A 25,515-nucleotide genomic window follows, 5' to 3' on the forward strand; every position below is an offset into this window, starting at 1 on the left:
AAAAGCCCGATGAACGGGTTTTTTCATTTGTGCAAAAAAATGTACGTCAGGGAGGGAAGGACGCTCGTCCTAAATGAATGGAAAAAAGCTGGTATGTTGTCCATACTTATTCTGGTTATGAAAATAAAGTAAAAGCAAACCTTGAGAAACGTGTAGAATCAATGGGGATGCAAGATAAAATTTTCCGTGTTGTTGTTCCGGAAGAAGTAGAAGTAGAAATGAAAAACGGAAAAGAAAAATTAACAAAAAGAAAAGTATTCCCAGGTTATGTGTTGGTTGAATTAATTATGACTGATGATTCTTGGTATGTTGTTCGTAACACACCGGGTGTAACTGGGTTTGTTGGATCTTCTGGTTCAGGTTCAAAGCCATCTCCTCTATTAGAAGAGGAAGTTGTTACCATTATGAAACATATGGGGATGGATAATGAAGTTGTTGATTTCGACTTTGAACTTCATGAAACGGTACGCGTAAACGAAGGGCCATTCGCGGATTATACAGGTGCAATTGAAGAAATCGATATGGAAAAACAAAAAGTACGAGTGTTAGTAGACATGTTTGGTCGTGAAACACCTGTTGAGCTTGATTTCCATCAAATTGAAAAATTATAAAATGAAACTTGAAATGAATTGTAAAAAGTGATAATATCTTTTAAGTCAGTACGTCTTCGGTAACGGAGACGTTTTTTGAAAAGATTTTATCGTTACCGATAAAATGATGAAGTGGGAGGGCAAATCATTGTCCAATTGACCACATCACGGACTTAAGGAGGTGTGTCTCGTGGCTAAAAAGGTAATTAAAATGGTAAAACTTCAAATTCCTGCAGGTAAAGCTAACCCAGCTCCACCAGTTGGTCCAGCATTAGGACAAGCGGGTGTTAACATCATGGGCTTCTGTAAAGAGTTCAACGCTCGTACAGCAGATCAAGCTGGTCTTATCATTCCTGTTGAAATTACGGTATTCGAAGACCGTTCATTCACTTTCATTACTAAAACTCCTCCTGCTGCTGTTCTTCTTAAGAAAGTAGCTGGTATCGAGTCTGGTTCTGGTGAACCAAACCGTAATAAAGTGGCAACTGTTAAGCGTGATAAAGTACGCGAAATCGCTGAAACTAAAATGCCTGACCTAAACGCTGCTAGCGTAGAAGCTGCAATGCGTATGGTTGAAGGTACTGCACGCAGTATGGGCATCGTTATCGAAGACTAATTCGATTTGTTTTTTGTAAAAAAGGTTGCGGGTCTGGAAGTCCAATTCGCAACCTTTATTATCGTAAATGAGTATCGTTTTTAAATAAATGGATGGGCGCACATCCTCAAGAAAAATCTTGGAATAAGGGCGTAAACGTGGGAGGTTATTCCGCTAAAACCACATTCGAGGAGGAAATAAACATGGCTAAAAGAGGTAAAAAGTACGTAGAAGCTGCGAAGCTTGTTGAACGTGCAACTGCTTACTCTGCAACAGAAGCAGTAGAATTAGTAAAGAAAACAAACACAGCTAAATTTGATGCAACTGTAGAAGCTGCATTTCGTTTAGGTGTTGACCCTAAGAAAGCTGACCAACAAATTCGTGGTGCAGTTGTTCTTCCACACGGTACTGGTAAAGTACAACGTGTATTAGTATTCGCTAAAGGTGAAAAAGCAAAAGAAGCTGAGGCTGCTGGAGCTGACTTCGTAGGCGATACTGATTACATCAACAAAATCCAACAAGGTTGGTTCGACTTTGATGTAGTAGTAGCAACTCCTGACATGATGGGTGAAGTTGGTAAACTTGGTCGTGTATTAGGACCTAAAGGTTTAATGCCAAACCCTAAAACTGGAACAGTTACTTTCGATGTAACAAAAGCTGTTAACGAAATCAAAGCTGGTAAAGTTGAATACCGCGTTGATAAAGCTGGTAACATCCATGTTCCAATTGGTAAAGTATCTTTCGAAGATGCAAAACTAGTAGAAAACTTCAAAACAATTGCTGACACGCTATTAAAAGCAAAACCAGCTGCTGCAAAAGGTACTTACGTGAAAAACGTAACAGTTACTTCTACAATGGGACCTGGCGTACGCGTAGATGTTTCTACACTTGCATAAAAATTGGAAGTTGACTTCATAAAGAAGATTTAATATAATCATTTATGTTGTGAATTTAAATAGTGTACCGTAGACAGTAGGTGCCAATTTGGCTTAATTTCCTACCTAGGTGTTAATATACGAAACGGAATTTTTTTCTGTGACTATATGCCTCCATGTCTACAAGTTAGCGTGGAGGTTTTTAGTGCACTTTCGGTACATCTTCTATATAATCTACAGGAGGTGTAATAATATGAGCAAAGCAATCGAAATGAAACAACAAGTTGTAAATGAAATCGCTGATAAACTTCGCGAAAGTAAATCTACAATCGTTGTTGACTACCGTGGTTTAACAGTATCTGAAGCAACTGAATTACGTAAAAACTTACGTGAGGCTGGCGTTGAGTTCAAAGTTTACAAAAACTCTTTAACTCGTCGTGCTGCAGAATCTGTTGAAATGGCTGAGTTAAACGAATTCTTAACAGGACCAAACGCAATCGCGTTCAGTAACGAGGATGTAGTAGCTCCTGCGAAAGTATTAAACGACTTCGCTAAAGATCATGAAGCTTTAGAAATTAAAGCGGGCGTAATTGAAGGTAAACTAGTAACACTTGATGAGGTTAAAGCAATCGCTACTCTTCCATCTCGTGAAGGCTTACTTTCTATGCTTCTTAGCGTTCTTCAAGCTCCAATCCGTAACCTTGCACTTGCTACTAAAGCAGTTGCAGATCAAAAGGAAGAGCAAGGCGCTTAATTTTTTAAAAGATAATTACGTGTTATCGATAAAACAATACAAACCTATTTAAGGGAGGACATTTACAATGACTAAAGAACAAATCATTGAAGCAGTTAAATCTATGACTGTATTAGAACTTAACGACTTAGTAAAAGCTATCGAGGAAGAATTCGGCGTAACTGCTGCTGCTCCTGTAGCTGTTGTTGGTGGCGCTGGTGAAGCTGCTGCTGAGAAAACTGAATTTGATGTTGAACTAGCTAACGCTGGTGGACAAAAAATCAAAGTTATCAAAGTTGTTCGTGAAATCACTGGTCTTGGCTTAAAAGAAGCTAAAGAATTAGTTGACAACACTCCAAAAGTAATCAAAGAAGGCGCTTCTAAAGAAGAAGCTGAAGAAATCAAAGCTAAACTTGAAGAAGTTGGCGCTGCTGTAGAAGTTAAGTAATTAACTTTTGAAGCTTTAAAAAAGCTCGCTCTCATGCGAGCTTTTTTTTTAACTGTAAAGAAAAGAGGTGACCAAATGGCAGACCATTATTTTTCTAATGACCCTTCGAGTAAAAGTGATCGTAAGCGGTGGGAATTTACACTAAGAGGATCGCGATTTGTTTTTTTATCTGACCGTGGGGTATTTTCGAAAAACGAGGTGGACTTTGGATCTCGTCTTTTAATTGAAGTATTTCAAATGCCGGAGATCGACGGGGATATATTAGATGTTGGATGTGGGTACGGGCCGATTGGTTTGTCGTTAGCAAAAGAGTTTCGAGGACGCCGCGTTCACATGGTAGATGTAAATGAAAGGGCGCTTGAGCTTGCGAAAGAAAACGCTGCTAACAATCATGTGGAGAATATTCGAATTTTCCAAAGCAGTGTCTATGAAAATGTAGATGGTAAATACGCCGCAATTCTATCCAATCCTCCAATTCGCGCTGGTAAGCATATCGTGCATGAAATTTTAGAAAAAGCTTTCGATTATCTAGTGCCAGGAGGGGAACTTTGGATTGTAATTCAAAAGAAACAAGGTGCACCATCCGCGCTCAAAAAACTAGAAGAGACGTTTGCTGAAGTTGAGGTTGTTGAAAAGAAAAAAGGATATTATATCATAAAATCAAAAAAACGTTGACGGTTTTTTTTGGCTATGTTAACATTATACAATGCCAATATATGATTTTCTACGTTGAGAAAAATGTATATTTTTGTTTCTCTTGGAAAAGATAGTAAAATCAGTAGATCATGAAATAGAGTGATGGTTTTCTTATAGAAGCCATTTTTCTTTTTTGACCAGATGGAAAGACTCAACGTATCTATCTTTGAGAGAAAAAAGCTACGCTACTAGCGTTAGCTATATTTATTTGTGATTTTGCACAAATTTTTTTGTGCATTTATAATACTCATGATTTGAGGGGTGAAGCAGTTGACAGGTCAACTAGTTCAATACGGACGCCACCGCCAACGAAGAAGTTATGCCCGTATTAGTGAAGTATTAGAGTTACCAAATCTTATCGAAATTCAAACCTCTTCTTATCAGTGGTTTCTTGATGAGGGTTTGCGAGAAATGTTCCAAGACATTTCTCCGATCGAAGACTTTACGGGAAATCTATCGCTTGAATTTATCGACTACAGCTTAGGTGAGCCTAAATACTCTGTAGAAGAATGTAAAGAGCGTGATGTGACGTATGCAGCACCACTTCGTGTGAAAGTTCGTCTAATCAACAAAGAAACTGGTGAAGTAAAAGAGCAAGATGTGTTCATGGGAGATTTCCCACTCATGACAGAGACAGGAACATTCGTAATTAACGGTGCAGAACGTGTTATCGTTTCCCAGTTAGTTCGCTCTCCAAGCGTATACTATAGTGGCAAAGTGGATAAAAACGGAAAACGTGGTTTTACTGCTACTGTAATTCCAAACCGCGGAGCTTGGTTAGAGTATGAAACAGATGCTAAGGATGTTGTATATGTACGTATTGACCGTACCCGTAAGCTTCCTGTAACTGTTTTGTTACGCGCATTAGGGTTTGGCTCTGATCAAGAAATCACCGAGCTTTTAGGTGATAATGAATACTTAAGCAATACGTTAGAAAAAGACAACACAGATAGCACTGAAAAAGCGTTGCTTGAAATTTATGAGCGTTTACGCCCAGGTGAACCACCAACAGTGGAAAACGCGAAAAGCTTGCTTGTTTCTCGCTTCTTTGATCCAAAGCGCTACGATTTAGCAAATGTAGGTCGCTATAAGATCAACAAAAAATTACACATTAAAAACAGACTGTTTAACCAACGCCTAGCTGAAACGTTAGTAGATCCAGAAACTGGAGAGATTTTAGCGGCAGAAGGAACAGTTTTAGATCGCCGTACACTTGATCGCATTTTACCTTACTTAGAGAAGAACATTGGATTCAAAACAGCGAAGCCGATGGGTGGAGTGGTAGAAGGCGATGTTGAGCTGCAATCTATTAAGATTTATGCTCCGGATTCAGAAGGCGAACGCGTTATTAATGTAATTGGGAATGCAAATATTACTCGTGATGTGAAACACATTACACCAGGTGATATTCTTGCTTCTATTAGCTACTTCTTTAACTTACTATATAAAGTAGGGGATACAGACGATATCGACCATTTAGGTAACCGTCGTCTACGTTCTGTAGGAGAGTTATTACAAAATCAATTCCGTATCGGTCTTTCTCGTATGGAACGTGTTGTTCGTGAGAGAATGTCGATTCAAGATACAAATGCAATTACACCGCAAGCGTTAATTAACATTCGTCCGGTTATTGCATCTATTAAAGAGTTCTTCGGAAGCTCTCAGTTATCTCAGTTCATGGATCAAACAAACCCATTAGCAGAGTTAACACACAAACGAAGATTATCTGCATTAGGACCTGGTGGTTTAACGCGTGAGCGCGCAGGCTTTGAAGTACGTGACGTTCACTATTCTCACTACGGTCGTATGTGTCCGATTGAAACGCCAGAGGGACCAAACATCGGTTTGATCAACTCATTATCTTCATTTGCGAAAGTAAATGAGTTTGGTTTCATTGAAACACCATACCGTCGTGTTGACCCAGAAACTGGTCGTGTAACAGAGCATGTTGATTACTTAACAGCAGACGAAGAAGATAACTATGTTGTAGCCCAAGCGAATATGAAATTATCTCCAGAAGGTGAATTCCTTGATGATGATATCGTAGCTCGTTTCCGTGGTGAAAACATTGTTACAAATAAAGAGCGCATCGACTACATGGACGTATCTCCAAAACAAGTAGTGTCTGCAGCGACAGCTTGTATTCCGTTCTTAGAAAACGATGACTCTAACCGTGCACTTATGGGTGCGAACATGCAACGTCAGGCGGTTCCGTTAATGAATCCGGAATCTCCGATTGTAGGTACAGGTATGGAGTATGTGTCAGCGAAAGACTCAGGTGCTGCAGTGATCTGTAAACATCCTGGTATTGTTGAACGCGTTGAAGCACGTGAAGTTTGGGTACGCCGTTATGTAGAACTTGACGGTCAAAAAGTAAAAGGCGACTTAGATCGCTATAAAATGTTAAAATTCATCCGTTCTAACCAAGGAACTTGTTACAACCAACGTCCAATCGTAAGCGTTGGCGATGAAGTTGTGAAAGGTGAAATCCTTGCGGATGGTCCTTCTATGGAAAAAGGTGAACTTGCACTTGGACGTAACGTGCTTGTTGGCTTTATGACATGGGATGGTTATAACTACGAGGATGCGATCATTATGAGTGAGCGCCTTGTAAAAGATGATGTGTATACTTCTATTCATATTGAAGAGTATGAATCAGAAGCTCGTGATACAAAATTAGGACCAGAAGAAATTACGCGTGATATCCCGAACGTTGGGGAAGATGCACTTCGTAACCTTGACGAGCGCGGTATTATTCGCATCGGTGCGGAAGTAAAAGACGGAGATCTACTTGTTGGTAAAGTAACACCAAAAGGTGTAACAGAATTAACAGCAGAAGAACGTTTATTACACGCAATCTTCGGTGAGAAAGCGCGTGAAGTACGTGATACATCACTACGTGTACCACACGGTGGTGGCGGTATTATCCTGGATGTGAAAGTGTTTAACCGTGAAGACGGTGATGAATTACCACCAGGTGTAAACCAATTGGTTCGTGTATATATCGTTCAAAAACGTAAAATTTCTGAAGGTGACAAAATGGCCGGTCGTCACGGTAACAAAGGGGTTATCTCCCGTATTTTACCGGAAGAAGATATGCCATTCTTACCAGACGGTACACCAATCGATATCATGCTTAACCCATTAGGGGTACCATCTCGTATGAATATCGGTCAGGTGTTAGAGCTTCACCTTGGTATGGCAGCAAGATATCTAGGTATTCATGTTGCAACACCAGTATTCGATGGTGCTCGTGAGGAAGATGTATGGGGTACAATTGAAGAAGCTGGTATGGCGAATGATGCGAAGACAATCCTGTACGATGGACGTACTGGTGAGCCATTCGATAACCGTGTATCTGTTGGTGTCATGTACATGATTAAACTTGCACACATGGTTGACGATAAACTTCACGCTCGTTCTACTGGACCATACTCACTTGTAACGCAACAGCCTCTTGGAGGTAAAGCACAGTTCGGTGGACAACGTTTCGGTGAGATGGAGGTTTGGGCACTGGAAGCTTACGGTGCTGCTTATACTCTTCAAGAAATCTTAACAGTGAAGTCTGATGATGTTGTCGGCCGCGTTAAGACATACGAAGCGATTGTTAAAGGTGAAAATGTTCCAGAACCAGGCGTTCCAGAATCATTCAAAGTATTGATTAAAGAACTGCAAAGTTTAGGTATGGACGTTAAAATGATGTCTAGCGACGATACAGAAATTGAAATGCGTGATACAGAAGAAGATGATGATCATCAATCCGCAGATAAATTAAATATCGAAGTTGAGACAACTAAGGAATAATTGGGATAACCTGTAGACTAAAAGGGAGGTAGGCCCCTTGATAGATGTAAATAACTTTGAATATATGAAGATTGGACTTGCTTCGCCTGACAAGATTCGTTCTTGGTCATACGGTGAAGTTAAGAAACCTGAAACAATTAACTATCGTACGTTAAAACCTGAAAAAGATGGCTTGTTCTGTGAGCGTATTTTCGGGCCACAAAAGGACTGGGAATGTCATTGTGGAAAATATAAACGCGTACGTTATAAAGGTGTAGTTTGTGATCGATGTGGCGTTGAAGTAACGCGTGCGAAAGTTCGTCGTGAACGTATGGGTCATATCGAATTAGCTGCTCCTGTATCTCATATTTGGTATTTCAAAGGTATCCCGAGCCGCATGGGACTTGTCTTAGACATGTCCCCTCGCGCGCTTGAAGAAGTAATTTATTTCGCTTCTTACGTTGTAACAGAAAGTGGAGATACACCACTTGATAAGAAGCAATTGCTTTCTGAAAAAGAATACCGTGCATATCGCGATCGATATGGAAACACATTCCAAGCTGCTATGGGTGCAGAAGCGATTAAGAAGTTACTACAAGATATCGATTTAGATAAAGAAGTAGACTTCTTAAAAGAAGAATTAAAAACAGCACAAGGACAACGTCGTACTCGTGCTATTAAACGTCTAGAAGTATTAGAATCATTCCGTAACTCTGGAAATGAACCATCTTGGATGATCTTAGATGTCCTTCCGGTTATTCCGCCAGAATTACGCCCAATGGTACAGTTAGATGGTGGACGTTTTGCAACTTCTGACTTAAACGATTTATATCGTCGTGTTATTAACCGTAACAATCGTTTAAAACGTTTATTGGACCTAGGTGCACCAAGCATTATCGTTCAAAACGAAAAACGTATGTTACAAGAAGCTGTAGATGCATTAATCGATAACGGTCGTCGTGGCCGTCCAGTTACTGGACCGGGTAACCGTCCGTTAAAATCACTATCTCACATGCTGAAAGGTAAACAAGGACGTTTCCGTCAAAACTTACTTGGTAAACGTGTTGACTACTCTGGTCGTTCTGTTATCGTTGTAGGACCGAACTTAAAGATGTATCAATGTGGATTACCAAAAGAAATGGCGCTAGAACTATTCAAACCTTTCGTAATGAAAGAATTAGTGGAAAAAGGATTAGCACATAACATTAAGAGTGCAAAACGTAAAATTGAGCGCGTACAACCTGAAGTTTGGGATGTTTTAGAGTCAGTTATTAAAGAACACCCAGTACTTCTAAACCGTGCCCCAACGCTTCACCGTCTTGGTATTCAAGCGTTCGAACCTACACTAGTAGAAGGACGCGCAATTCGTCTTCATCCACTTGTATGTACAGCATACAATGCGGACTTTGACGGTGACCAAATGGCGGTTCACGTTCCGCTATCATCAGAAGCACAAGCAGAAGCTCGTCTTCTTATGTTAGCTGCACAAAACATCTTGAACCCGAAAGACGGAAAACCAGTTGTTACGCCATCTCAGGATATGGTATTAGGTAACTACTACTTAACACTTGAGCGCGCAGGTGCAATTGGTGAAGGTATGGTGTTCAAAGATACAAGTGAAGCATTGCTTGCATACCAAAATGGGTATGTTCATCTTCATACTCGTATTGCTGTTCCTGCAAGTTCAGTGAACAACAACGAGACATTTACAGAAGAACAAAAAGGTAAGCTTCTATTAACAACTGTTGGTAAATTAATATTTAACGAAATCTTACCGAAGTCGTTCCCTTATATTAATGAACCAACAAAATCAAATCTTGAAAAAGAAACACCGGCGCAATACTTCGTTGATAAAGGTGCGAACATAAAAGAAGTTATTGCTAGTCGTGAAGAAGTGGCACCATTTAACAAGAAAATCCTTGGTAATATCATTGCGGAAGTATTTAAACGTTTCAAAATTACAGAAACATCTCGTATGCTTGACCGTATGAAAGACTTAGGATTTAAATACTCTACAAAAGCTGGTATTACAGTTGGGGTAGCAGATATCCTTGTATTAGGTGAGAAAGATGAAATTCTTCATGAAGCGCAAGCAAAAGTAGATAAAGTAATTAAACAATTCCGTCGCGGTTTGATTACAGAAGAAGAACGTTACGATCGCGTTATCTCTATTTGGAGTAATGCGAAAGATGTTATCCAAGGAAAACTGATGAAATCCTTAGATAAGCGCAACCCAATCTTCATGATGAGTGACTCTGGTGCCCGTGGTAATGCATCGAACTTCACTCAGCTTGCTGGTATGCGTGGTCTGATGGCTAACCCATCTGGTCGTATCATTGAGCTTCCAATCAAATCAAGTTTCCGTGAAGGTTTAACAGTACTTGAGTACTTCATCTCTACACACGGTGCGCGTAAAGGTCTTGCCGATACAGCGCTTAAGACTGCCGATTCTGGTTACTTAACACGTCGTCTTGTAGACGTTGCACAAGATGTTATCGTTCGTGAAGACGATTGTGGAACAGATCGTGGTCTATTAATCGGTGCGATTAAAGAGGGTAATGAAGTTATTGAGTCATTATACGATCGTCTTGTAGGACGTTTTGCAAGAAAAACTGTAAAACATCCTGAAACAGGTGAAGTATTAATTCGTGAAAATGAATTAATCACTGAAGATATCGCTCACGTTATTGAAAATGCAGGTGTGGAAACAGTACACATCCGTTCAGCATTTACATGTAATACTCGCCACGGTGTATGTAAGAAATGTTACGGCCGTAACTTAGCTACTGGTACAGACGTAGAAGTAGGGGAAGCGGTAGGTATTATCGCAGCTCAATCTATCGGTGAGCCAGGTACACAGTTAACGATGCGTACGTTCCATACAGGTGGGGTTGCCGGAGACGATATCACACAAGGTTTACCTCGTATCCAAGAGATCTTCGAAGCTCGTAATCCGAAAGGTCAAGCGGTTATTAGTGAAATCGACGGTGTTGTTGTAACAATCAACGATGTGAAAGATCGTCAAGAGGTAGTCGTACAAGGTGCAGTAGAAACTCGCACATATGCAATTCCTTATGGCGCTCGTCTGAAAGTAACTCCAGGCCAAGAGATTAGTCACGGACAAGAGTTGACAGAAGGTTCTATTGATCCGAAAGAATTACTAAAAGTAACGGACATTACAGCAGTTCAAGAATACTTACTACGTGAAGTTCAAAAAGTATACCGTATGCAAGGGGTAGAAATTGGCGATAAACACGTAGAGGTAATGGTTCGTCAAATGCTTCGTAAAGTTCGTGTAATCGATGCGGGTGAAACGGATGTATTACCAGGAACGTTGCTAGATATTCACCAATTTACTGATGCAAACGCAAAAGTATTACTAGAAGGTAAACAACCAGCAACAGCTAGACCGGTTCTTCTTGGTATTACGAAAGCTTCACTTGAAACAGATTCATTCTTATCTGCAGCTTCGTTCCAAGAAACAACTCGTGTTCTAACAGATGCCGCAATTAAAGGCAAACGCGATGAGCTTCTAGGATTAAAAGAGAACGTTATTATCGGTAAGCTTGTTCCAGCTGGAACAGGTATGAATCGTTATCGCAAAGTAGATCTTGTAAAAACAGCGCAAGATGATATGAATGTAGAAAACGATGAAATTTACGTAGAACAGTAAAATTTTCCGGTATGAATTTTGTATAAAAACGGATAATCCTAGTTGACATTGTATGAGTCAAAATGTTAATATAAGCAAGGTTGCTCCTGAACGATGCTTTGGAGGATATGTATATGTCTTATCAAAAAGTATCAAATGCGGAAAATGTTATCGTTGGTCATAAACGAACATTGAAAGCAATCAAAAATGGTATAGTTAAAGAGGTTGTCATTGCAGAGGATGCTGACATGCGGTTAACCCATGTTATCACTCAAGCTGCATTGCAACATAACATACCCGTAACAAAAGTTGAATCCATTCGCGAACTCGGAAGAGTTTCAGGGATTCAAGTGGGAGCTTCAGCAATAGGAATAATAAGTTAAAACTGTTTTTGTGAGAGGGGGCATTTGCTCCCACTCGCAAAAACTTTGTTTTCAACTAATAATGAACCACCTGGATATGTGGTCATACAAACATGCGAAGGGAGGATAATTTAATGCCTACTATTAACCAATTAGTGAGAAAAGGTCGTACTGATAAAGTATGGAAATCTAAATCACCTGCGTTAAACAAAGGTTTCAACTCTTTAAAGAAAAAATCAACTGATATCTCTGCACCTCAAAAACGTGGTGTATGTACTCGTGTTGGTACAATGACTCCAAAGAAACCAAACTCAGCTTTACGTAAATATGCTCGTGTACGTTTAACAAATGGTATTGAGGTAACTGCATACATCCCAGGTATCGGTCATAACTTACAAGAGCACAGCGTAGTATTAATTCGCGGTGGTCGTGTAAAAGACTTACCAGGGGTACGTTACCACATCGTTCGTGGTGCGCTTGATACAGCTGGTGTTGACAAGCGTATGCAAGGCCGTTCTAAATACGGTACTAAAAAACCAAAAGCAGCTAAGAAATAATAAAACTGAACTGAAAGGAGGAACTCAATATGCCTCGTAAAGGACCTGTTGCGAAACGTGACGTGTTACCAGATCCAATGTACAATTCTAAACTTGTAACACGCCTAATCAACAAAATGATGGTTGACGGTAAAAAAGGTAAATCTCAAACAATTCTTTATAATGCGTTCGATATCGTTCGCGAACGTACTGGTAAAGAACCAATGGAAGTATTCGAGCAAGCTCTTAAGAACATTATGCCTGTTCTTGAAGTACGCGCTCGTCGTGTTGGTGGTGCTAACTACCAAGTTCCAGTTGAGGTTCGTCCAGAACGCCGTACAACTTTAGGTCTTCGTTGGTTAGTAAACTACGCTCGTCTTCGTGGTGAAAAAACTATGGAAGAGCGTCTTGCTAACGAAATCTTAGATGCAGCTAACAACGCTGGTGCATCTGTTAAGAAACGCGAAGACACTCACAAAATGGCAGAAGCTAACAAAGCATTTGCTCATTACCGTTGGTAGGATTCAACGTAAAATAAATGTAAGCATAAACCGCTTTATTTGTCGCTTATGGAAGTGTGGAGGGGAGAATACCTCTCCCTTTCAATAGCGCTCGTTTTACATAATGAGGGTACTGGACATACTGACATATGTAACAAAATAAAGTGGCTTTTTTGCTACTTAAAATAAAAAAATCCAATCCATATATGGAAGGAGCAAGACACCAAATGACAAGAGAGTTCTCTTTAGAAAACACTCGTAATATTGGTATCATGGCTCACATCGATGCTGGTAAAACAACAGCAACTGAGCGTATCCTGTACTATACAGGCCGTATTCATAAAATCGGTGAAACTCACGAAGGTGCATCTCAGATGGACTGGATGGAGCAAGAGCAAGAGCGTGGTATCACTATTACTTCTGCTGCAACTACAGCACAATGGAAAGGTCATCGTGTAAACATCATTGACACTCCAGGACACGTAGACTTCACAGTAGAAGTAGAACGTTCTCTACGCGTACTTGATGGCGCAGTAGCAGTACTTGATGCACAATCTGGTGTAGAACCACAAACAGAAACTGTTTGGCGTCAGGCTACTACTTACGGCGTACCTCGTATCGTATTCGTTAACAAAATGGATAAAATCGGTGCAGATTTCTTATACTCTGTAGGTACAATCCATGATCGTTTACAAGCAAACGCACATCCAATTCAGTTACCAATCGGTGCTGAAGATGAGTTCAATGGTATCATTGACCTTGTTGAAGAGTGTGCTTACATGTACGGTAACGATTTAGGAACAGATATTCAACGTATCGAAATTCCTGAAGAGTATAAAGAGCAAGCAGAAGAATACCGTGGAAAACTTATTGAAGCGGTAGCTGAGCTTGATGAAGAAATGATGATGAAGTACCTAGAAGGTGAAGAAATCACTGTAGAAGAGCTTAAAGCTGGTATCCGTAAGGCTACAACTTCTGTAGAATTCTTCCCAGTAATCTGTGGTTCTGCATTCAAAAACAAAGGTGTTCAAATTCTGCTAGACGCAGTTATTGACTACTTACCATCTCCATTAGATGTACCTGCTATTAAAGGTATCGTTCCGGATACAGATGAAGAAGTAGAACGTCATTCTAGCGATGAAGAGCCATTCTCAGCTCTAGCATTCAAAATTATGACTGACCCTTATGTTGGTAAATTAACGTTCTTCCGTGTGTACTCTGGTGTGTTAAACTCTGGATCTTACGTGAAAAACTCAACTAAAGGTAAGCGTGAGCGTGTAGGACGTATCCTGCAAATGCACGCAAACAGCCGTGAAGAGATTTCAACAGTTTACGCTGGTGATATCGCTGCTGCTGTAGGTTTAAAAGATACTACTACTGGTGATACTCTTTGTGATGAGAAGGATCTTGTTATCCTTGAGTCTATGGAATTCCCAGAGCCAGTTATCTCTGTAGCTATCGAACCTAAATCTAAAGCTGACCAAGATAAAATGGGTACAGCATTAGCTAAGCTTTCTGAAGAAGATCCAACATTCCGTGCGCACACTGACCAAGAAACTGGGCAAACAATCATCGCTGGTATGGGTGAACTTCACCTTGATATCATCGTTGACCGTATGCGTCGTGAATTCAAAGTTGAAGCAAATGTTGGTGCTCCTCAGGTAGCATACCGTGAAACTTTCCGCTCTGCTGCGAAAGTTGAAGGTAAGTTCGCACGTCAATCTGGTGGTCGTGGACAATACGGTCACGTTTGGATTGAGTTCGAACCTAATGAAGAAGGTAAAGGATTCGAATTCGAAAACAAGATCGTCGGTGGTGTTGTTCCACGTGAATACATCCCAGCTGTAGGCGCAGGTCTTGAAGATGCACTTCAAAATGGTGTACTTGCTGGATACCCAGTAGTAGACATTAAAGCTGCATTAGTTGACGGATCTTACCATGATGTTGACTCCTCTGAGATGGCGTTCAAAATCGCTGCATCTATGGCACTTAAAGCTGCGGTTTCTAAATGTAACCCAGTAATTCTTGAGCCAATGATGAAAGTTGAAGTTGTAATTCCTGAAGAGTACATGGGTGACATTATGGGTGACGTAACATCTCGTCGTGGACGTGTAGAAGGTATGGAAGCTCGCGGTAACGCACAAGTTGTTCGCGCTATGGTTCCACTTTCTGAAATGTTCGGTTATGCAACGTCATTACGTTCTAACACTCAAGGACGCGGAACATTCTCTATGGTATTTGACCATTATGAAGAAGTACCAAAGTCTATTTCAGAAGAAATTATCAAAAAAAATAAAGGTGAATAATTGATTTTTATCAGTTGTTCAAGTATAACTACTTATGTAAGCTTAGAAAGCAAGGCTTAATTCTTGCTTTCTAGTCTAAATATAAAATAACCTATACAATTCAAGGAGGAATTTAGAATGGCTAAAGAAAAATTCGAACGTTCTAAACCCCATGTTAACATTGGTACAATTGGCCACGTTGACCATGGTAAAACTACATTAACTGCTGCAATCACTACAGTTCTTGCAAAAGCTGGTGGTGCTGAAGCACGCGGATACGATCAAATCGACGCTGCTCCAGAAGAAAGAGAACGTGGTATCACAATCTCAACTGCACACGTTGAGTACGAAACTGAAACTCGTCACTATGCACACGTTGACTGCCCAGGACACGCTGACTATGTTAAAAACATGATCACTGGTGCTGCTCAAATGGACGGCGGTATCTTAGTAGTATCTGCTGCTGATGGTCCAATGCCACAAACTCGTGAGCACATCCTTCTTTCTCGTCAAGTAGGTGTACCTTACATCGTTGTATTCTTAAACAAATGCGACATGGTAGACGACGAAGAATTATTAGAATTAGTAGAAATGGAAGTTCGTGATCTATTATCTGAATACGAATTCCCAGGCGATGACATTCCTGTAGTTAAAGGTTCTGCTCTTAAAGCTCTTGAAGGAGATGCTGAGTGGGAAGCTAAAATCATCGAATTAATGGCTGAAGTTGATTCTTACATCCCAACTCCAGAACGTGAAACTGACAAACCATTCTTAATGCCTGTAGAGGACGTATTCTCTATCACAGGTCGTGGTACAGTTGCTACTGGTCGCGTAGAGCGCGGTGTAGTTAAAGTTGGTGACGTAGTAGAAATCATCGGTCTTGCTGAAGAAAACGGTTCTACAACTGTAACAGGTGTAGAAATGTTCCGTAAGCTTCTTGACCAAGCTGAAGCTGGAGACAACATCGGTGCTCTACTTCGTGGGGTTGCTCGTGAAGACATCCAACGTGGACAAGTTCTTGCTAAACCAGGCTCTGTAAAAGCTCACGCTAAATTCAAAGCTGAAGTTTACGTTTTATCTAAAGAAGAAGGTGGACGTCACACTCCATTCTTCGCTAACTACCGTCCACAATTCTATTTCCGTACAACTGACGTAACTGGTATCATCCAATTACCAGAAGGTACTGAAATGGTAATGCCTGGCGACAACATCGAAATGACTGTTGAACTTATCGCTCCTGTAGCAGTAGAAGAGGGAACTAAGTTCTCTATCCGTGAAGGCGGACGTACTGTAGGTGCTGGTGTAGTTGCAACTATCGTTGAGTAATCTCAACTGATATACGAAACCCAAGGGGATTCCCCCCTTGGGTTTTTTGTTTTTTATTATAATAATAGAAGAAAGAGTGTTTTTAAAATTTTTGACGAGTTTCTTCTATATTATATAAGTTGTAAAAATAAATAATCCAGAAACTGTAAAAACAATTACATCAGATGAAAACTTGAAATTCTTTGAAGTGCCATGTATAATAGCAAAAGTAGAGAAAAGCAGATGCAAACAAAAAGATGCTTGCATCTAGACGAATAACATTGTATAATAGACAATGTTGGTCTTTGACTGCGATGAAGTGGAAGGTTGCTGACACACCCGGCCGCTTTGCCATGGCAAGGTGTGAGGAAATTTCCATGGAGAAGGTCTATTTCAGAAATAGGCGAACGAAGGAGGGAAAATAATGGCAAAAGAAAAAATTCGTATCCGTTTAAAAGCTTACGATCACCGTATTCTTGATCAGTCTGCTGAGAAAATTGTAGAAACAGCTAAACGTTCTGGGGCAACAGTTTCTGGTCCGATCCCATTACCAACTGAAAAAACTGTTTACACAATTCTTCGTGCTGTTCATAAGTACAAAGATTCTCGTGAGCAATTCGAAATGCGCACGCACAAACGTCTAATCGACATCGTGAGCCCTACTCCACAAACAGTAGACTCATTAATGCGTTTAGACTTACCATCTGGTGTAGATATCGAAATCAAACTATAATTTATATAATTTAAACATGTAGGAGGTGTAACTCATGACCAAAGGAATCTTAGGAAAAAAGATCGGTATGACTCAAGTATTTGCTGAAAACGGCGAGCTAATTCCTGTAACAGTAATCGAAGCGACTCCAAACGTTGTTCTTCAAAAGAAAACAACTGAAACTGATGGCTACAACGCAATTCAGTTAGGATTCGACGATAAGCGTGAAAAATTAGCTAACAAACCTGAACAAGGTCACGTTGCTAAAGCATCTACTGCTCCTAAGCGCTTCATTCGCGAAATCCGCGATGCAGACGTGGACGGATTAGAGGTTGGTCAAGAGGTAAAAGTAGAAGTTTTCGCTGCAGGTGAAACTGTAGACGTAACAGGTATTTCTAAAGGTAAAGGTTTCCAAGGTGCTATTAAACGCCACGGACAATCTCGCGGACCTATGTCTCACGGTTCTCGTTACCATCGTCGTCCTGGTTCAATGGGCCCAGTTGCTCCGAACCGCGTATTCAAAGGCAAAAAACTTGCTGGACGTATGGGTGGAGACCAAGTTACGGTTCAAAACTTAGAAATCGTTCAAGTTGACGTAGAACGCAACTTATTACTAGTAAAAGGTAACGTTCCAGGTGCTAAGAAATCTCTTGTAGTTGTTCAAGGCGCTGTGAAGGCTAGCAAATAATTCACTATAGGAAGGAGGAATTCCAATGCCAAAAGTTACTGTATATAACCAAACTGGTTCTCAGGTTGGTGAAATCGAATTAGCTGAAGCTATTTTCGGTATCGAACCAAATAAAGCTGTACTTTTCGAAGCTGTAATGATGCAACGTGCATCTTTACGTCAAGGTACACATAAAGTAAAAAATCGCTCTGAAGTAAGCGGTGGTGGTCGCAAACCATGGCGTCAAAAAGGGACTGGACGTGCTCGTCAAGGTTCTATCCGCTCACCTCAATGGCGTGGTGGTGGTACGGTATTCGGACCTACACCAAGAAGCTATGCTTACAAACTTCCTAAGAAAGTTCGTCGCTTAGCTATTAAATCTGCATTAGCTACTAAAGTAGTAGAGAACAACATTGTAGTTCTTGAAGACTTAGTATTAAATGCACCAAAAACAAAAGACATGGTAGCAGTACTTAAAGGATTAGCTGTTGAGAAGAAAGCTCTTATCGTAACTGCTGACGTAAACGAAGCAGTTGAGTTATCTGCTCGCAATATTCCTGGAGTAACAGTAATCACTGCTGATGGCGTAAACGTTTTAGACGTGCTTCATCATGATAAGCTAATCATGACAAAAGCGGCAGTGGAAAAAGTAGAGGAGGTGCTTGCATAATGAGAGATCCTCGTGATATCATTAAGCGCCCAGTTATCACTGAACGTTCTATGGAAATGATGGCTGAAAAAAAATACACGTTCGATGTGGACGTTAAATCTAATAAAACAGAAGTTAAAGATGCTGTAGAAGCGATCTTTGGTGTTAAAGTAGAAAAAGTAAACATCATGAACTACAAGCCGAAAGCAAAACGCGTTGGTCGTCACGCTGGTTTTACTAACCGTCGTCGTAAAGCAATCGTTAAGCTAACTGCTGACAGCAAAGAAATCGAAATCTTCCAAGGCGTTTAATTCTTACTAAAGAAGGAGGGAAATTGAGATGGCAATTAAAAAGTATAATCCAACTACTAACGGTCGTCGTAACATGACAACTAATGATTTCGCTGAAATCACGACTGATAGACCGGAAAAATCTTTACTTGCGCCTTTAAATAAAAAGGCTGGTCGTAATAACCAAGGTAAAATCACTGTACGTCACCAAGGTGGCGGACATAAGCGTCAATACCGTATCATCGACTTCAAACGTAACAAAGATGGAATTCCAGGACGCGTTGCTACGATCGAATATGATCCAAACCGCTCTGCGAATATCGCATTAATTAACTACGTTGACGGTGAAAAACGTTACATCCTTGCTCCTAAAAACTTAGAAGTAGGTATGGAAATTATGTCTGGCGCTGACGCTGACATTAAAATCGGTAACGCATTACCATTAATCAACATTCCAGTAGGTACTGTTGTTCATAACATCGAGCTTAAACCAGGCCGTGGTGGACAATTAGTTCGTTCTGCTGGTACATCTGCTCAAGTACTTGGTAAAGAAGGTAAATACGTACTTGTACGTTTAACTTCTGGCGAAGTACGCTTAGTGTTAGCTGCTTGTCGTGCAACTGTAGGTCAAGTAGGTAACGAATCACACGAACTTATCAAAATTGGTAAAGCAGGTCGCTCTCGCTGGTTAGGTAAGCGCCCAACTGTTCGTGGTTCTGTAATGAACCCAGTTGATCACCCACACGGTGGTGGTGAAGGTCGCGCGCCAATCGGACGTAAGTCTCCAATGTCTCCATGGGGTAAACCAACTCTTGGATTCAAGACTCGTAAGAAAAATAAAGCGTCTGATAAATTCATCGTTCGTCGTCGTAAAAAATAATGGGGTTGTAGTACGGTTCATTTCTGGAACCGTACGGCAATCACGAAGGGAGGCACCAAAATGGCTCGTAGCTTAAAAAAAGGACCATTTGTCGATGATCATTTAATGAGTAAAATTGCAAAGCTAAATGAAACTGAGCAAAAGCAAGTTGTTAAAACTTGGTCTCGTCGTTCAACGATCTTCCCTCAGTTCATCGGTCACACAATCGCTGTATATGACGGTCGCAAACACGTACCTGTATACATCACTGAGGACATGGTTGGCCACAAGTTAGGTGAATTCGCACCAACTCGTACGTATAAAGGTCATGATGCTGACGATAAGAAAACTAGAAGATAATGAGAGGAGGCACTTCAATGCAAGCTAAAGCAGTAGCGAGAACAGTTCGTATTGCTCCTCGTAAAGTTCGTTTAGTAGTAGACTTAATCCGAGGTAAGCAAGTTGGTGAAGCGATTGCTATCCTTAACCACACACCAAAAACTGCTTCTCCAGTTGTAGAGAAAGTTTTAAAATCTGCAATCGCAAACGCAGAGCATAACTACGAAATGGATGTAAACAACTTAGTTGTTGAGAAAGTTTTCGTTGACGAAGGTCCAACGTTAAAACGTTTCCGTCCACGCGCAATGGGCCGTGCAAGCCAAATTAACAAGCGCACAAGCCACATTACAGTTGTGGTATCAGAAAAGAAGGAGGGATAATCGATGGGTCAAAAGGTTAATCCAGTCGGTCTTCGTGTCGGTGTTATTCGTGATTGGGAATCTCGTTGGTTCGCAGAAAAAGATTACGCAACACTTCTTCATGAAGACATCAAAATTCGTGAATACATCACAGCTCGCTTAAAAGATTCTTCTGTATCTAAAGTAGAAATCGAGCGTGCAGCAAATCGTGTAAATGTTACAATTCACACTGCAAAACCTGGTATGGTAATTGGTAAAGGTGGTACTGAAGTTGAAGCGCTTCGTAAAGCTCTTAACCAATTAACAGGCAAGCGTGTACACATCAACATCTTAGAAGTTAAGAAAGCAGATCTTAATGCTAAATTAGTAGCGGAAAATATCGCTCGTCAATTAGAAAATCGTGTATCTTTCCGTCGTGCACAAAAGCAAGTTATCCAACGTGCAATGCGTGCTGGCGCTAAAGGTATTAAAACACAAGTTTCTGGTCGTCTTGGCGGAGCAGATATCGCTCGTGCAGAATCTTACAGTGAAGGAACTGTTCCACTTCATACACTTCGCGCTGATATTGACTATGCAACAGCTGAAGCTGATACAACATACGGTAAATTAGGCGTAAAAGTATGGATCTACCGTGGAGAAGTCCTTCCTACAAAAAAGAAAGCTTCTGAGGAAGGAGGAAAATAATATGTTAATGCCAAAACGCGTAAAATATCGTAGAGAGCATCGTGGTAAAATGCGTGGTCGTGCAAAAGGTGGTACTGAAATCGCATTTGGTGAATTTGGTCTTCAAGCTCAAAACGCTTCATGGATCACTAACCGCCAAATCGAAGCAGCTCGTCGTGCAATGACTCGTTACATGAAACGTGGCGGTAAAGTTTGGATTAAAATTTTCCCTTCTAAACCGTACACTGCAAAACCTCTAGAAGTACGTATGGGTTCCGGTAAAGGGGCACCAGAAGGCTGGGTAGCAGTAGTGAAACCTGGGAAAATTATGTTTGAAATCGCGGGTGTATCTGAAGAGGTAGCACGCGAAGCATTACGTCTTGCAGCTCACAAATTACCAGTGAAATGTAAATTCGTAAAACGTGAAGAAAATGGTGGTGAATCTAATGAAAACTAATGATATTCGTGAATTAACCACTGCCGAAATCGAAACAAAAGTTAAAGCGTTAAAGGAAGAATTGTTCAACCTTCGCTTCCAACTTGCTACAGGACAATTAGAGAATCCAACACGCATCCGTGAAGTGCGTAAAGCGATCGCTCGTATGAAAACTGTAGTTCGTGAAAGAGAGATCGGAATTAATCGATAAATTGAGGGGAGGTTTGCAAAGTGAGCGAACGTAACCAACGCAAAGTTTATACTGGTCGTGTTGTATCTGACAAAATGGACAAAACGATTACAGTTTTAGTTGAAACTTACAAAACTCATTCCTTGTACGGAAAACGCGTTAAGTATTCTAAAAAATACAAAGCGCATGATGAGCAAAACCAAGCAAAAGTTGGCGATATCGTTAAAATCATGGAAACTCGCCCGCTTTCTGCTACTAAGCGTTTCCGTTTAGTTGAAATCGTTGAAGAAGCGGTTATTATCTAAATAGACGAATCGGAATTAAAAGTCCGAAGGGAGGTTTCATAACATGATCCAACAAGAATCTCGTTTAAAAGTTGCTGACAACTCTGGTGCACGTGAACTTTTAACAATTAAAGTATTAGGCGGCTCTGGTCGTAAATATGCTAACATCGGTGATATTATCGTTGCTACGGTAAAACAAGCAACACCAGGTGGCGTTGTTAAAAAAGGTGACGTTGTTAAAGCAGTAGTAGTACGTACGAAGAGCGGCGCTCGTCGTCCAGATGGTTCTTACATTCGTTTTGATGAAAACGCAGCTGTTATCATTAAAGACGATAAGAGCCCACGCGGTACTCGTATCTTCGGACCAGTAGCTCGTGAACTACGCGATAGCAACTTCATGAAGATCGTTTCTTTAGCTCCAGAAGTTCTATAATTTAAGGTATTGCCTTGCTAAGGAGGTGCAGAATTAAGATGCATGTAAAAAAAGGTGATAAAGTACAGGTAATCACTGGTAAAGACAAAGGAAAACAAGGCGTTATCCTTGTAGCTTTCCCAAAGGAAAACCGTGTTATCGTTGAGGGTGTTAACATCGTTAAGAAGCACTCTAAGCCATCTCAATTAAATCCACAAGGTGGAATTATCACGAAAGAAGCACCTATCCACGTATCTAATGTTATGCCATTAGATCCAAAAACAGGTGAACCTACTCGTGTAGGCTACAAAGTGGAAGATGGTAAAAAAGTTCGTATTGCAAAAAAATCTGGTGAATTATTAGATAAATAATTTTCTTATGAAAGGAGGTCACTTCATTGAATCGCCTTAAAGAGAAGTTCCAAAAGGAAATTACTCCTGCTCTTATGAGCAAGTTTAACTATAAATCTGTAATGCAAGTACCGAAAATCGAAAAGATCGTTATCAACACTGGTGTTGGTGATGCGGTAGCAAACTCTAAAGCATTAGACAATGCTGTAGAAGAATTAACTCAAATCGCAGGTCAAAAACCTGTAATCACTCGTGCTAAAAAATCTATCGCAGGTTTCCGTCTTCGTGAGGGAATGCCAATTGGTGCGAAAGTTACTTTACGCGGTGAGCAAATGTATGAGTTCTTCGACAAATTAGTAACAGTTTCTTTACCACGTGTACGCGATTTCCGTGGTGTATCTAAGAAATCTTTCGATGGTCGTGGTAACTATACATTAGGTGTTAAAGAGCAACTTATCTTCCCTGAGATCGATTATGATAAAGTAAGCAAAGTCCGCGGTATGGACATCGTAATCGTTACTACAGCGAATACTGATGAAGAAGCTCGTGAACTTTTAACACAATTCGGTATGCCATTCCAAAAATAATGGAAGCCAACGCTAAGTAGAGGAGGCGAAAACGTGGCTAAAAAATCTATGATTGCGAAACAAAAGCGTACTCCTAAGTTTAAAGTACAAGAGTATACACGTTGCGAGCGCTGCGGTCGTCCGCATTCTGTATACCGCAAATTTAAACTTTGCCGTATTTGTTTCCGTGAACTTGCATATAAAGGTCAAATTCCTGGTGTTAAAAAAGCTAGTTGGTAAAACCCACAAATGGGAAGGAGGTAAAACACATGGTGATGACAGATCCAATTGCAGATATGCTTACTCGCATCCGTAATGCGAACATGGTACGTCATGAGAAATTAGAGGTTCCTGCTTCTAAAATCAAAAAAGAAATTGCTGAACTTTTAAAACGTGAAGGTTTCATTCGTGATGTAGAATACATCGAGGATAACAAACAAGGTATCCTTCGTATTTTCCTGAAATATGGTGCAAACAACGAACGTGTAATCACTGGATTAAAACGTATCAGTAAACCTGGCTTACGCGTTTACGCTAAAGCTGACGAAGTACCACGTGTACTTAACGGATTAGGTATCGCTCTTGTTTCTACATCTAAGGGAGTAATGACAGACAAAGATGCTCGTCAATTACAAACTGGTGGAGAAGTAGTAGCATACGTTTGGTAATTAATATTGAAACGAACGGAGGTGTGACCACATGTCTCGTATTGGTAAAAAGATTCTTGAAATCCCTGCAGGTGTTACTCTTACTGTAGCAGAAGATAATACTGTAACTGTAAAAGGCCCTAAAGGTGAATTAACTCGTCAATTCAACGCTGATATGTCTATCAAAATTGAAGAAAACATCCTAACAGTAGAGCGTCCATCTGAACAGAAGGAACACCGTGCACTTCACGGTACAACTCGTGCTTTATTAGGAAACATGGTTGAAGGTGTAACTACAGGTTTCGCGCGCGGTCTTGAATTAGTCGGTGTCGGTTACCGTGCTCAAAAACAAGGCAACAAACTTGTGTTGAACGTAGGTTACTCTCATCCAGTTGAGATTACTCCAGAAGCAGGCATCGAAATCGAAGTTCCTGCTCCAACAAAAGTTATCGTTAAAGGTATCAGCAAAGAACGCGTTGGTGCTTTAGCTGCAAACATTCGTGCTGTACGTGCTCCAGAACCTTACAAAGGTAAAGGGATTCGTTACGAAGGCGAAGTTGTTCGTCGTAAAGAAGGTAAAACTGCTAAGTAAGCCCGTTAGGTGAAAGAAAGGAGTGACAAGAATGATCACTAAAGCTGATAAAAATGCGACTCGTAAGAAAAGACATGCACGTGTACGTGCTAAACTTACTGGTACTGCAGAACGTCCACGTTTAAACGTGTTCCGTTCAAACCAACACATTTACGCTCAAGTTATTGATGATGTAAATGGTGTAACGTTAGTAAGTGCATCTACTCTTGATAAGGACCTTGCTCTTAACGGTACAGGCAACATTGAAGCTGCTACGAAAGTTGGCGAATTAGTTGCTAAGCGTGCTGTAGAGAAGGGTGTTAAAGAAGTAGTATTTGATCGCGGTGGTTATTTATACCATGGCCGTGTTAAAGCTCTAGCTGAAGCTGCTCGTGAGGCTGGATTACAATTTTAATGGTCAAAGGAGGGAAAATTGATGCGTCGCATTGACCCAAGCAAATTAGAACTTGAAGAACGTGTAGTTACGATAAACCGTGTTGCGAAAGTTGTTAAGGGTGGTCGTCGTTTCCGCTTTGCTGCACTAGTTGTAGTTGGTGATAAGAACGGTCACGTTGGATTCGGTACTGGTAAAGCTCAAGAGGTACCAGATGCTATTCGCAAAGCTATCGAAGATGCTAAGAAAAACTTAATCGAAGTACCTTTAGTTGGTACATCAATTCCACACGAAATCATCGGACATTTCGGTGCTGGTGAAGTATTCCTAAAACCTGCTGCTGAAGGTACTGGGGTTATCGCTGGTGGACCAGTTCGTGCGGTTCTTGAGTTAGCTGGTGTACAAGATATTCTTTCTAAATCTCTTGGTTCTAACACACCAATTAACATGATTCGCGCTACTGTGAACGGATTAAGCGAACTTAAGCGTGCTGAAGAAGTAGCAAAATTACGTGGTAAATCTGTAGAAGAGCTACTAGGTTAAGAAGGAGGGAAAACAAATGGCGAAAAAGTTAGAAATTACCCTCACTCGTAGTGTAATTGGTCGTCCACAAGATCAACGTGCGACTGTAGAAGCTTTAGGTCTTAAAAAGTTGAATGCAACTGTAGTTAAGGAAGAAACTCCTGCTATTCTTGGTATGATCAACAAAGTTTCTCACCTTGTAACTGTAAAAGAAGCTTAAGGATAACTCATTAATATAAGGAGGT

The 25,515-nt window shown here is 40.6% G+C and carries 33 protein-coding genes and 1 other annotated feature; all 33 genes read left to right on the forward strand.

What is annotated here, in order from left to right; translation table 11 throughout:
- The first annotated feature begins 77 nt into the window (after nucleotides 1-77).
- The 33 genes from nusG (at nucleotide 78) to rpmD (ending at nucleotide 25,490) form a co-directional block, all read left to right on the forward strand.
- Entirely contained in the window at nucleotides 78-611 is a 534-nt protein-coding gene (nusG, locus tag MR058_RS19490) for a transcription termination/antitermination protein NusG (protein WP_011983234.1), read from the forward strand.
- Nucleotides 612-780: 169 nt separating this feature from the next.
- Nucleotides 781-1,206 carry a 50S ribosomal protein L11 gene (rplK, locus tag MR058_RS19495; protein ID WP_001085872.1) on the forward strand — a complete coding sequence of 142 codons (426 nt, stop codon included), beginning with the start codon at nucleotides 781-783 and terminating at the stop codon, nucleotides 1,204-1,206.
- Between the two features lie 182 nt (nucleotides 1,207-1,388).
- Entirely contained in the window at nucleotides 1,389-2,081 is a 693-nt protein-coding gene (gene rplA / locus MR058_RS19500) for a 50S ribosomal protein L1 (RefSeq protein ID WP_242145445.1), read from the forward strand.
- Nucleotides 2,082-2,130: 49 nt separating this feature from the next.
- Nucleotides 2,131-2,274, forward strand: a sequence feature (ribosomal protein L10 leader region).
- A gap of 39 nt (nucleotides 2,275-2,313) precedes the next feature.
- Nucleotides 2,314-2,814: a 50S ribosomal protein L10 gene (rplJ, locus tag MR058_RS19505; RefSeq protein ID WP_242145446.1), complete on the forward strand. Its 501-nt coding sequence runs from the start codon at nucleotides 2,314-2,316 to the stop codon at nucleotides 2,812-2,814.
- A gap of 67 nt (nucleotides 2,815-2,881) precedes the next feature.
- On the forward strand, nucleotides 2,882-3,241 hold the full coding sequence (rplL, locus tag MR058_RS19510; RefSeq protein ID WP_242145447.1) for a 50S ribosomal protein L7/L12: 360 nt from the start codon (nucleotides 2,882-2,884) through the stop codon (nucleotides 3,239-3,241).
- Nucleotides 3,242-3,316: 75 nt separating this feature from the next.
- Entirely contained in the window at nucleotides 3,317-3,916 is a 600-nt protein-coding gene (locus tag MR058_RS19515; protein ID WP_242145448.1) for a class I SAM-dependent methyltransferase, read from the forward strand.
- 291 nt (nucleotides 3,917-4,207) lie between these two features.
- Nucleotides 4,208-7,741, forward strand: a complete 3,534-nt coding sequence (rpoB, locus tag MR058_RS19520; RefSeq protein ID WP_242145449.1) for a DNA-directed RNA polymerase subunit beta — start codon at nucleotides 4,208-4,210, stop codon at nucleotides 7,739-7,741.
- 37 nt (nucleotides 7,742-7,778) lie between these two features.
- Entirely contained in the window at nucleotides 7,779-11,393 is a 3,615-nt protein-coding gene (gene rpoC / locus MR058_RS19525; RefSeq protein ID WP_242145450.1) for a DNA-directed RNA polymerase subunit beta', read from the forward strand.
- Nucleotides 11,394-11,506: 113 nt separating this feature from the next.
- Nucleotides 11,507-11,755: a ribosomal L7Ae/L30e/S12e/Gadd45 family protein gene (locus tag MR058_RS19530; RefSeq protein ID WP_242145451.1), complete on the forward strand. Its 249-nt coding sequence runs from the start codon at nucleotides 11,507-11,509 to the stop codon at nucleotides 11,753-11,755.
- Nucleotides 11,756-11,868: 113 nt separating this feature from the next.
- Nucleotides 11,869-12,291 carry a 30S ribosomal protein S12 gene (rpsL, locus tag MR058_RS19535; RefSeq protein ID WP_011983241.1) on the forward strand — a complete coding sequence of 141 codons (423 nt, stop codon included), beginning with the start codon at nucleotides 11,869-11,871 and terminating at the stop codon, nucleotides 12,289-12,291.
- Between the two features lie 29 nt (nucleotides 12,292-12,320).
- On the forward strand, nucleotides 12,321-12,791 hold the full coding sequence (rpsG, locus tag MR058_RS19540) for a 30S ribosomal protein S7 (protein WP_242145452.1): 471 nt from the start codon (nucleotides 12,321-12,323) through the stop codon (nucleotides 12,789-12,791).
- A 206-nt stretch (nucleotides 12,792-12,997) separates the two neighbouring features.
- On the forward strand, nucleotides 12,998-15,076 hold the full coding sequence (fusA, locus tag MR058_RS19545) for an elongation factor G (RefSeq protein WP_242145453.1): 2,079 nt from the start codon (nucleotides 12,998-13,000) through the stop codon (nucleotides 15,074-15,076).
- Between the two features lie 117 nt (nucleotides 15,077-15,193).
- The gene (gene tuf / locus MR058_RS19550; RefSeq protein ID WP_242145454.1) at nucleotides 15,194-16,381 is read left to right on the forward strand and encodes an elongation factor Tu; all 1,188 of its coding nucleotides are present in this window, start codon (nucleotides 15,194-15,196) and stop codon (nucleotides 16,379-16,381) included.
- Between the two features lie 403 nt (nucleotides 16,382-16,784).
- On the forward strand, nucleotides 16,785-17,093 hold the full coding sequence (gene rpsJ, locus MR058_RS19555; RefSeq protein ID WP_001040596.1) for a 30S ribosomal protein S10: 309 nt from the start codon (nucleotides 16,785-16,787) through the stop codon (nucleotides 17,091-17,093).
- Between the two features lie 34 nt (nucleotides 17,094-17,127).
- Nucleotides 17,128-17,760 (forward strand): 50S ribosomal protein L3, encoded by a 633-nt coding sequence (rplC, locus tag MR058_RS19560; protein ID WP_242145455.1) that lies wholly within the window; start codon nucleotides 17,128-17,130, stop codon nucleotides 17,758-17,760.
- Between the two features lie 25 nt (nucleotides 17,761-17,785).
- A complete protein-coding gene (gene rplD, locus MR058_RS19565) occupies nucleotides 17,786-18,409 on the forward strand; it encodes a 50S ribosomal protein L4 (protein ID WP_242145456.1) in 624 nt (207 codons plus the stop codon).
- A complete protein-coding gene (rplW, locus tag MR058_RS19570; protein ID WP_097898933.1) occupies nucleotides 18,409-18,699 on the forward strand; it encodes a 50S ribosomal protein L23 in 291 nt (96 codons plus the stop codon). Before rplD ends, rplW begins: the two co-directional genes overlap by 1 nt.
- A gap of 28 nt (nucleotides 18,700-18,727) precedes the next feature.
- On the forward strand, nucleotides 18,728-19,558 hold the full coding sequence (gene rplB, locus MR058_RS19575; RefSeq protein ID WP_242145457.1) for a 50S ribosomal protein L2: 831 nt from the start codon (nucleotides 18,728-18,730) through the stop codon (nucleotides 19,556-19,558).
- Between the two features lie 60 nt (nucleotides 19,559-19,618).
- Nucleotides 19,619-19,897: a 30S ribosomal protein S19 gene (gene rpsS, locus MR058_RS19580; RefSeq protein ID WP_011983249.1), complete on the forward strand. Its 279-nt coding sequence runs from the start codon at nucleotides 19,619-19,621 to the stop codon at nucleotides 19,895-19,897.
- A gap of 17 nt (nucleotides 19,898-19,914) precedes the next feature.
- Entirely contained in the window at nucleotides 19,915-20,256 is a 342-nt protein-coding gene (rplV, locus tag MR058_RS19585) for a 50S ribosomal protein L22 (RefSeq protein ID WP_011983250.1), read from the forward strand.
- 3 nt (nucleotides 20,257-20,259) lie between these two features.
- Nucleotides 20,260-20,919 (forward strand): 30S ribosomal protein S3, encoded by a 660-nt coding sequence (gene rpsC / locus MR058_RS19590; protein WP_242145458.1) that lies wholly within the window; start codon nucleotides 20,260-20,262, stop codon nucleotides 20,917-20,919.
- Between the two features lies 1 nt (nucleotide 20,920).
- Nucleotides 20,921-21,355 (forward strand): 50S ribosomal protein L16, encoded by a 435-nt coding sequence (gene rplP / locus MR058_RS19595; protein WP_242145459.1) that lies wholly within the window; start codon nucleotides 20,921-20,923, stop codon nucleotides 21,353-21,355.
- Complete coding sequence (gene rpmC / locus MR058_RS19600; RefSeq protein ID WP_000855718.1) at nucleotides 21,345-21,545, forward strand: 50S ribosomal protein L29; 201 nt, start codon at nucleotides 21,345-21,347, stop codon at nucleotides 21,543-21,545. Before rplP ends, rpmC begins: the two co-directional genes overlap by 11 nt.
- 20 nt (nucleotides 21,546-21,565) lie before the next feature.
- Nucleotides 21,566-21,829 (forward strand): 30S ribosomal protein S17, encoded by a 264-nt coding sequence (gene rpsQ, locus MR058_RS19605; RefSeq protein WP_011983253.1) that lies wholly within the window; start codon nucleotides 21,566-21,568, stop codon nucleotides 21,827-21,829.
- A 43-nt stretch (nucleotides 21,830-21,872) separates the two neighbouring features.
- Nucleotides 21,873-22,241: a 50S ribosomal protein L14 gene (rplN, locus tag MR058_RS19610; protein WP_011983254.1), complete on the forward strand. Its 369-nt coding sequence runs from the start codon at nucleotides 21,873-21,875 to the stop codon at nucleotides 22,239-22,241.
- Nucleotides 22,242-22,279: 38 nt separating this feature from the next.
- Nucleotides 22,280-22,591 carry a 50S ribosomal protein L24 gene (rplX, locus tag MR058_RS19615; RefSeq protein ID WP_011983255.1) on the forward strand — a complete coding sequence of 104 codons (312 nt, stop codon included), beginning with the start codon at nucleotides 22,280-22,282 and terminating at the stop codon, nucleotides 22,589-22,591.
- A gap of 26 nt (nucleotides 22,592-22,617) precedes the next feature.
- Entirely contained in the window at nucleotides 22,618-23,157 is a 540-nt protein-coding gene (gene rplE, locus MR058_RS19620; RefSeq protein WP_242145460.1) for a 50S ribosomal protein L5, read from the forward strand.
- 33 nt (nucleotides 23,158-23,190) lie between these two features.
- Nucleotides 23,191-23,376, forward strand: coding sequence for a 30S ribosomal protein S14 (rpsN, locus tag MR058_RS19625; RefSeq protein ID WP_001085700.1), 186 nt, complete (start codon nucleotides 23,191-23,193; stop codon nucleotides 23,374-23,376).
- A 29-nt stretch (nucleotides 23,377-23,405) separates the two neighbouring features.
- On the forward strand, nucleotides 23,406-23,804 hold the full coding sequence (gene rpsH / locus MR058_RS19630; protein ID WP_000245511.1) for a 30S ribosomal protein S8: 399 nt from the start codon (nucleotides 23,406-23,408) through the stop codon (nucleotides 23,802-23,804).
- 31 nt (nucleotides 23,805-23,835) lie between these two features.
- A complete protein-coding gene (gene rplF / locus MR058_RS19635) occupies nucleotides 23,836-24,375 on the forward strand; it encodes a 50S ribosomal protein L6 (RefSeq protein ID WP_242145461.1) in 540 nt (179 codons plus the stop codon).
- 31 nt (nucleotides 24,376-24,406) lie between these two features.
- Nucleotides 24,407-24,769: a 50S ribosomal protein L18 gene (gene rplR / locus MR058_RS19640; protein WP_098545551.1), complete on the forward strand. Its 363-nt coding sequence runs from the start codon at nucleotides 24,407-24,409 to the stop codon at nucleotides 24,767-24,769.
- Nucleotides 24,770-24,790: 21 nt separating this feature from the next.
- Nucleotides 24,791-25,291: a 30S ribosomal protein S5 gene (gene rpsE / locus MR058_RS19645; RefSeq protein WP_011983260.1), complete on the forward strand. Its 501-nt coding sequence runs from the start codon at nucleotides 24,791-24,793 to the stop codon at nucleotides 25,289-25,291.
- Between the two features lie 16 nt (nucleotides 25,292-25,307).
- Nucleotides 25,308-25,490 carry a 50S ribosomal protein L30 gene (gene rpmD / locus MR058_RS19650; protein ID WP_011983261.1) on the forward strand — a complete coding sequence of 61 codons (183 nt, stop codon included), beginning with the start codon at nucleotides 25,308-25,310 and terminating at the stop codon, nucleotides 25,488-25,490.
- Nucleotides 25,491-25,515: the final 25 nt, after the last annotated feature.

This window comes from Bacillus cereus group sp. BfR-BA-01430, assembly GCF_022663115.1.
GTDB classification, from domain to species: domain Bacteria; phylum Bacillota; class Bacilli; order Bacillales; family Bacillaceae_G; genus Bacillus_A; species Bacillus_A cereus_BD.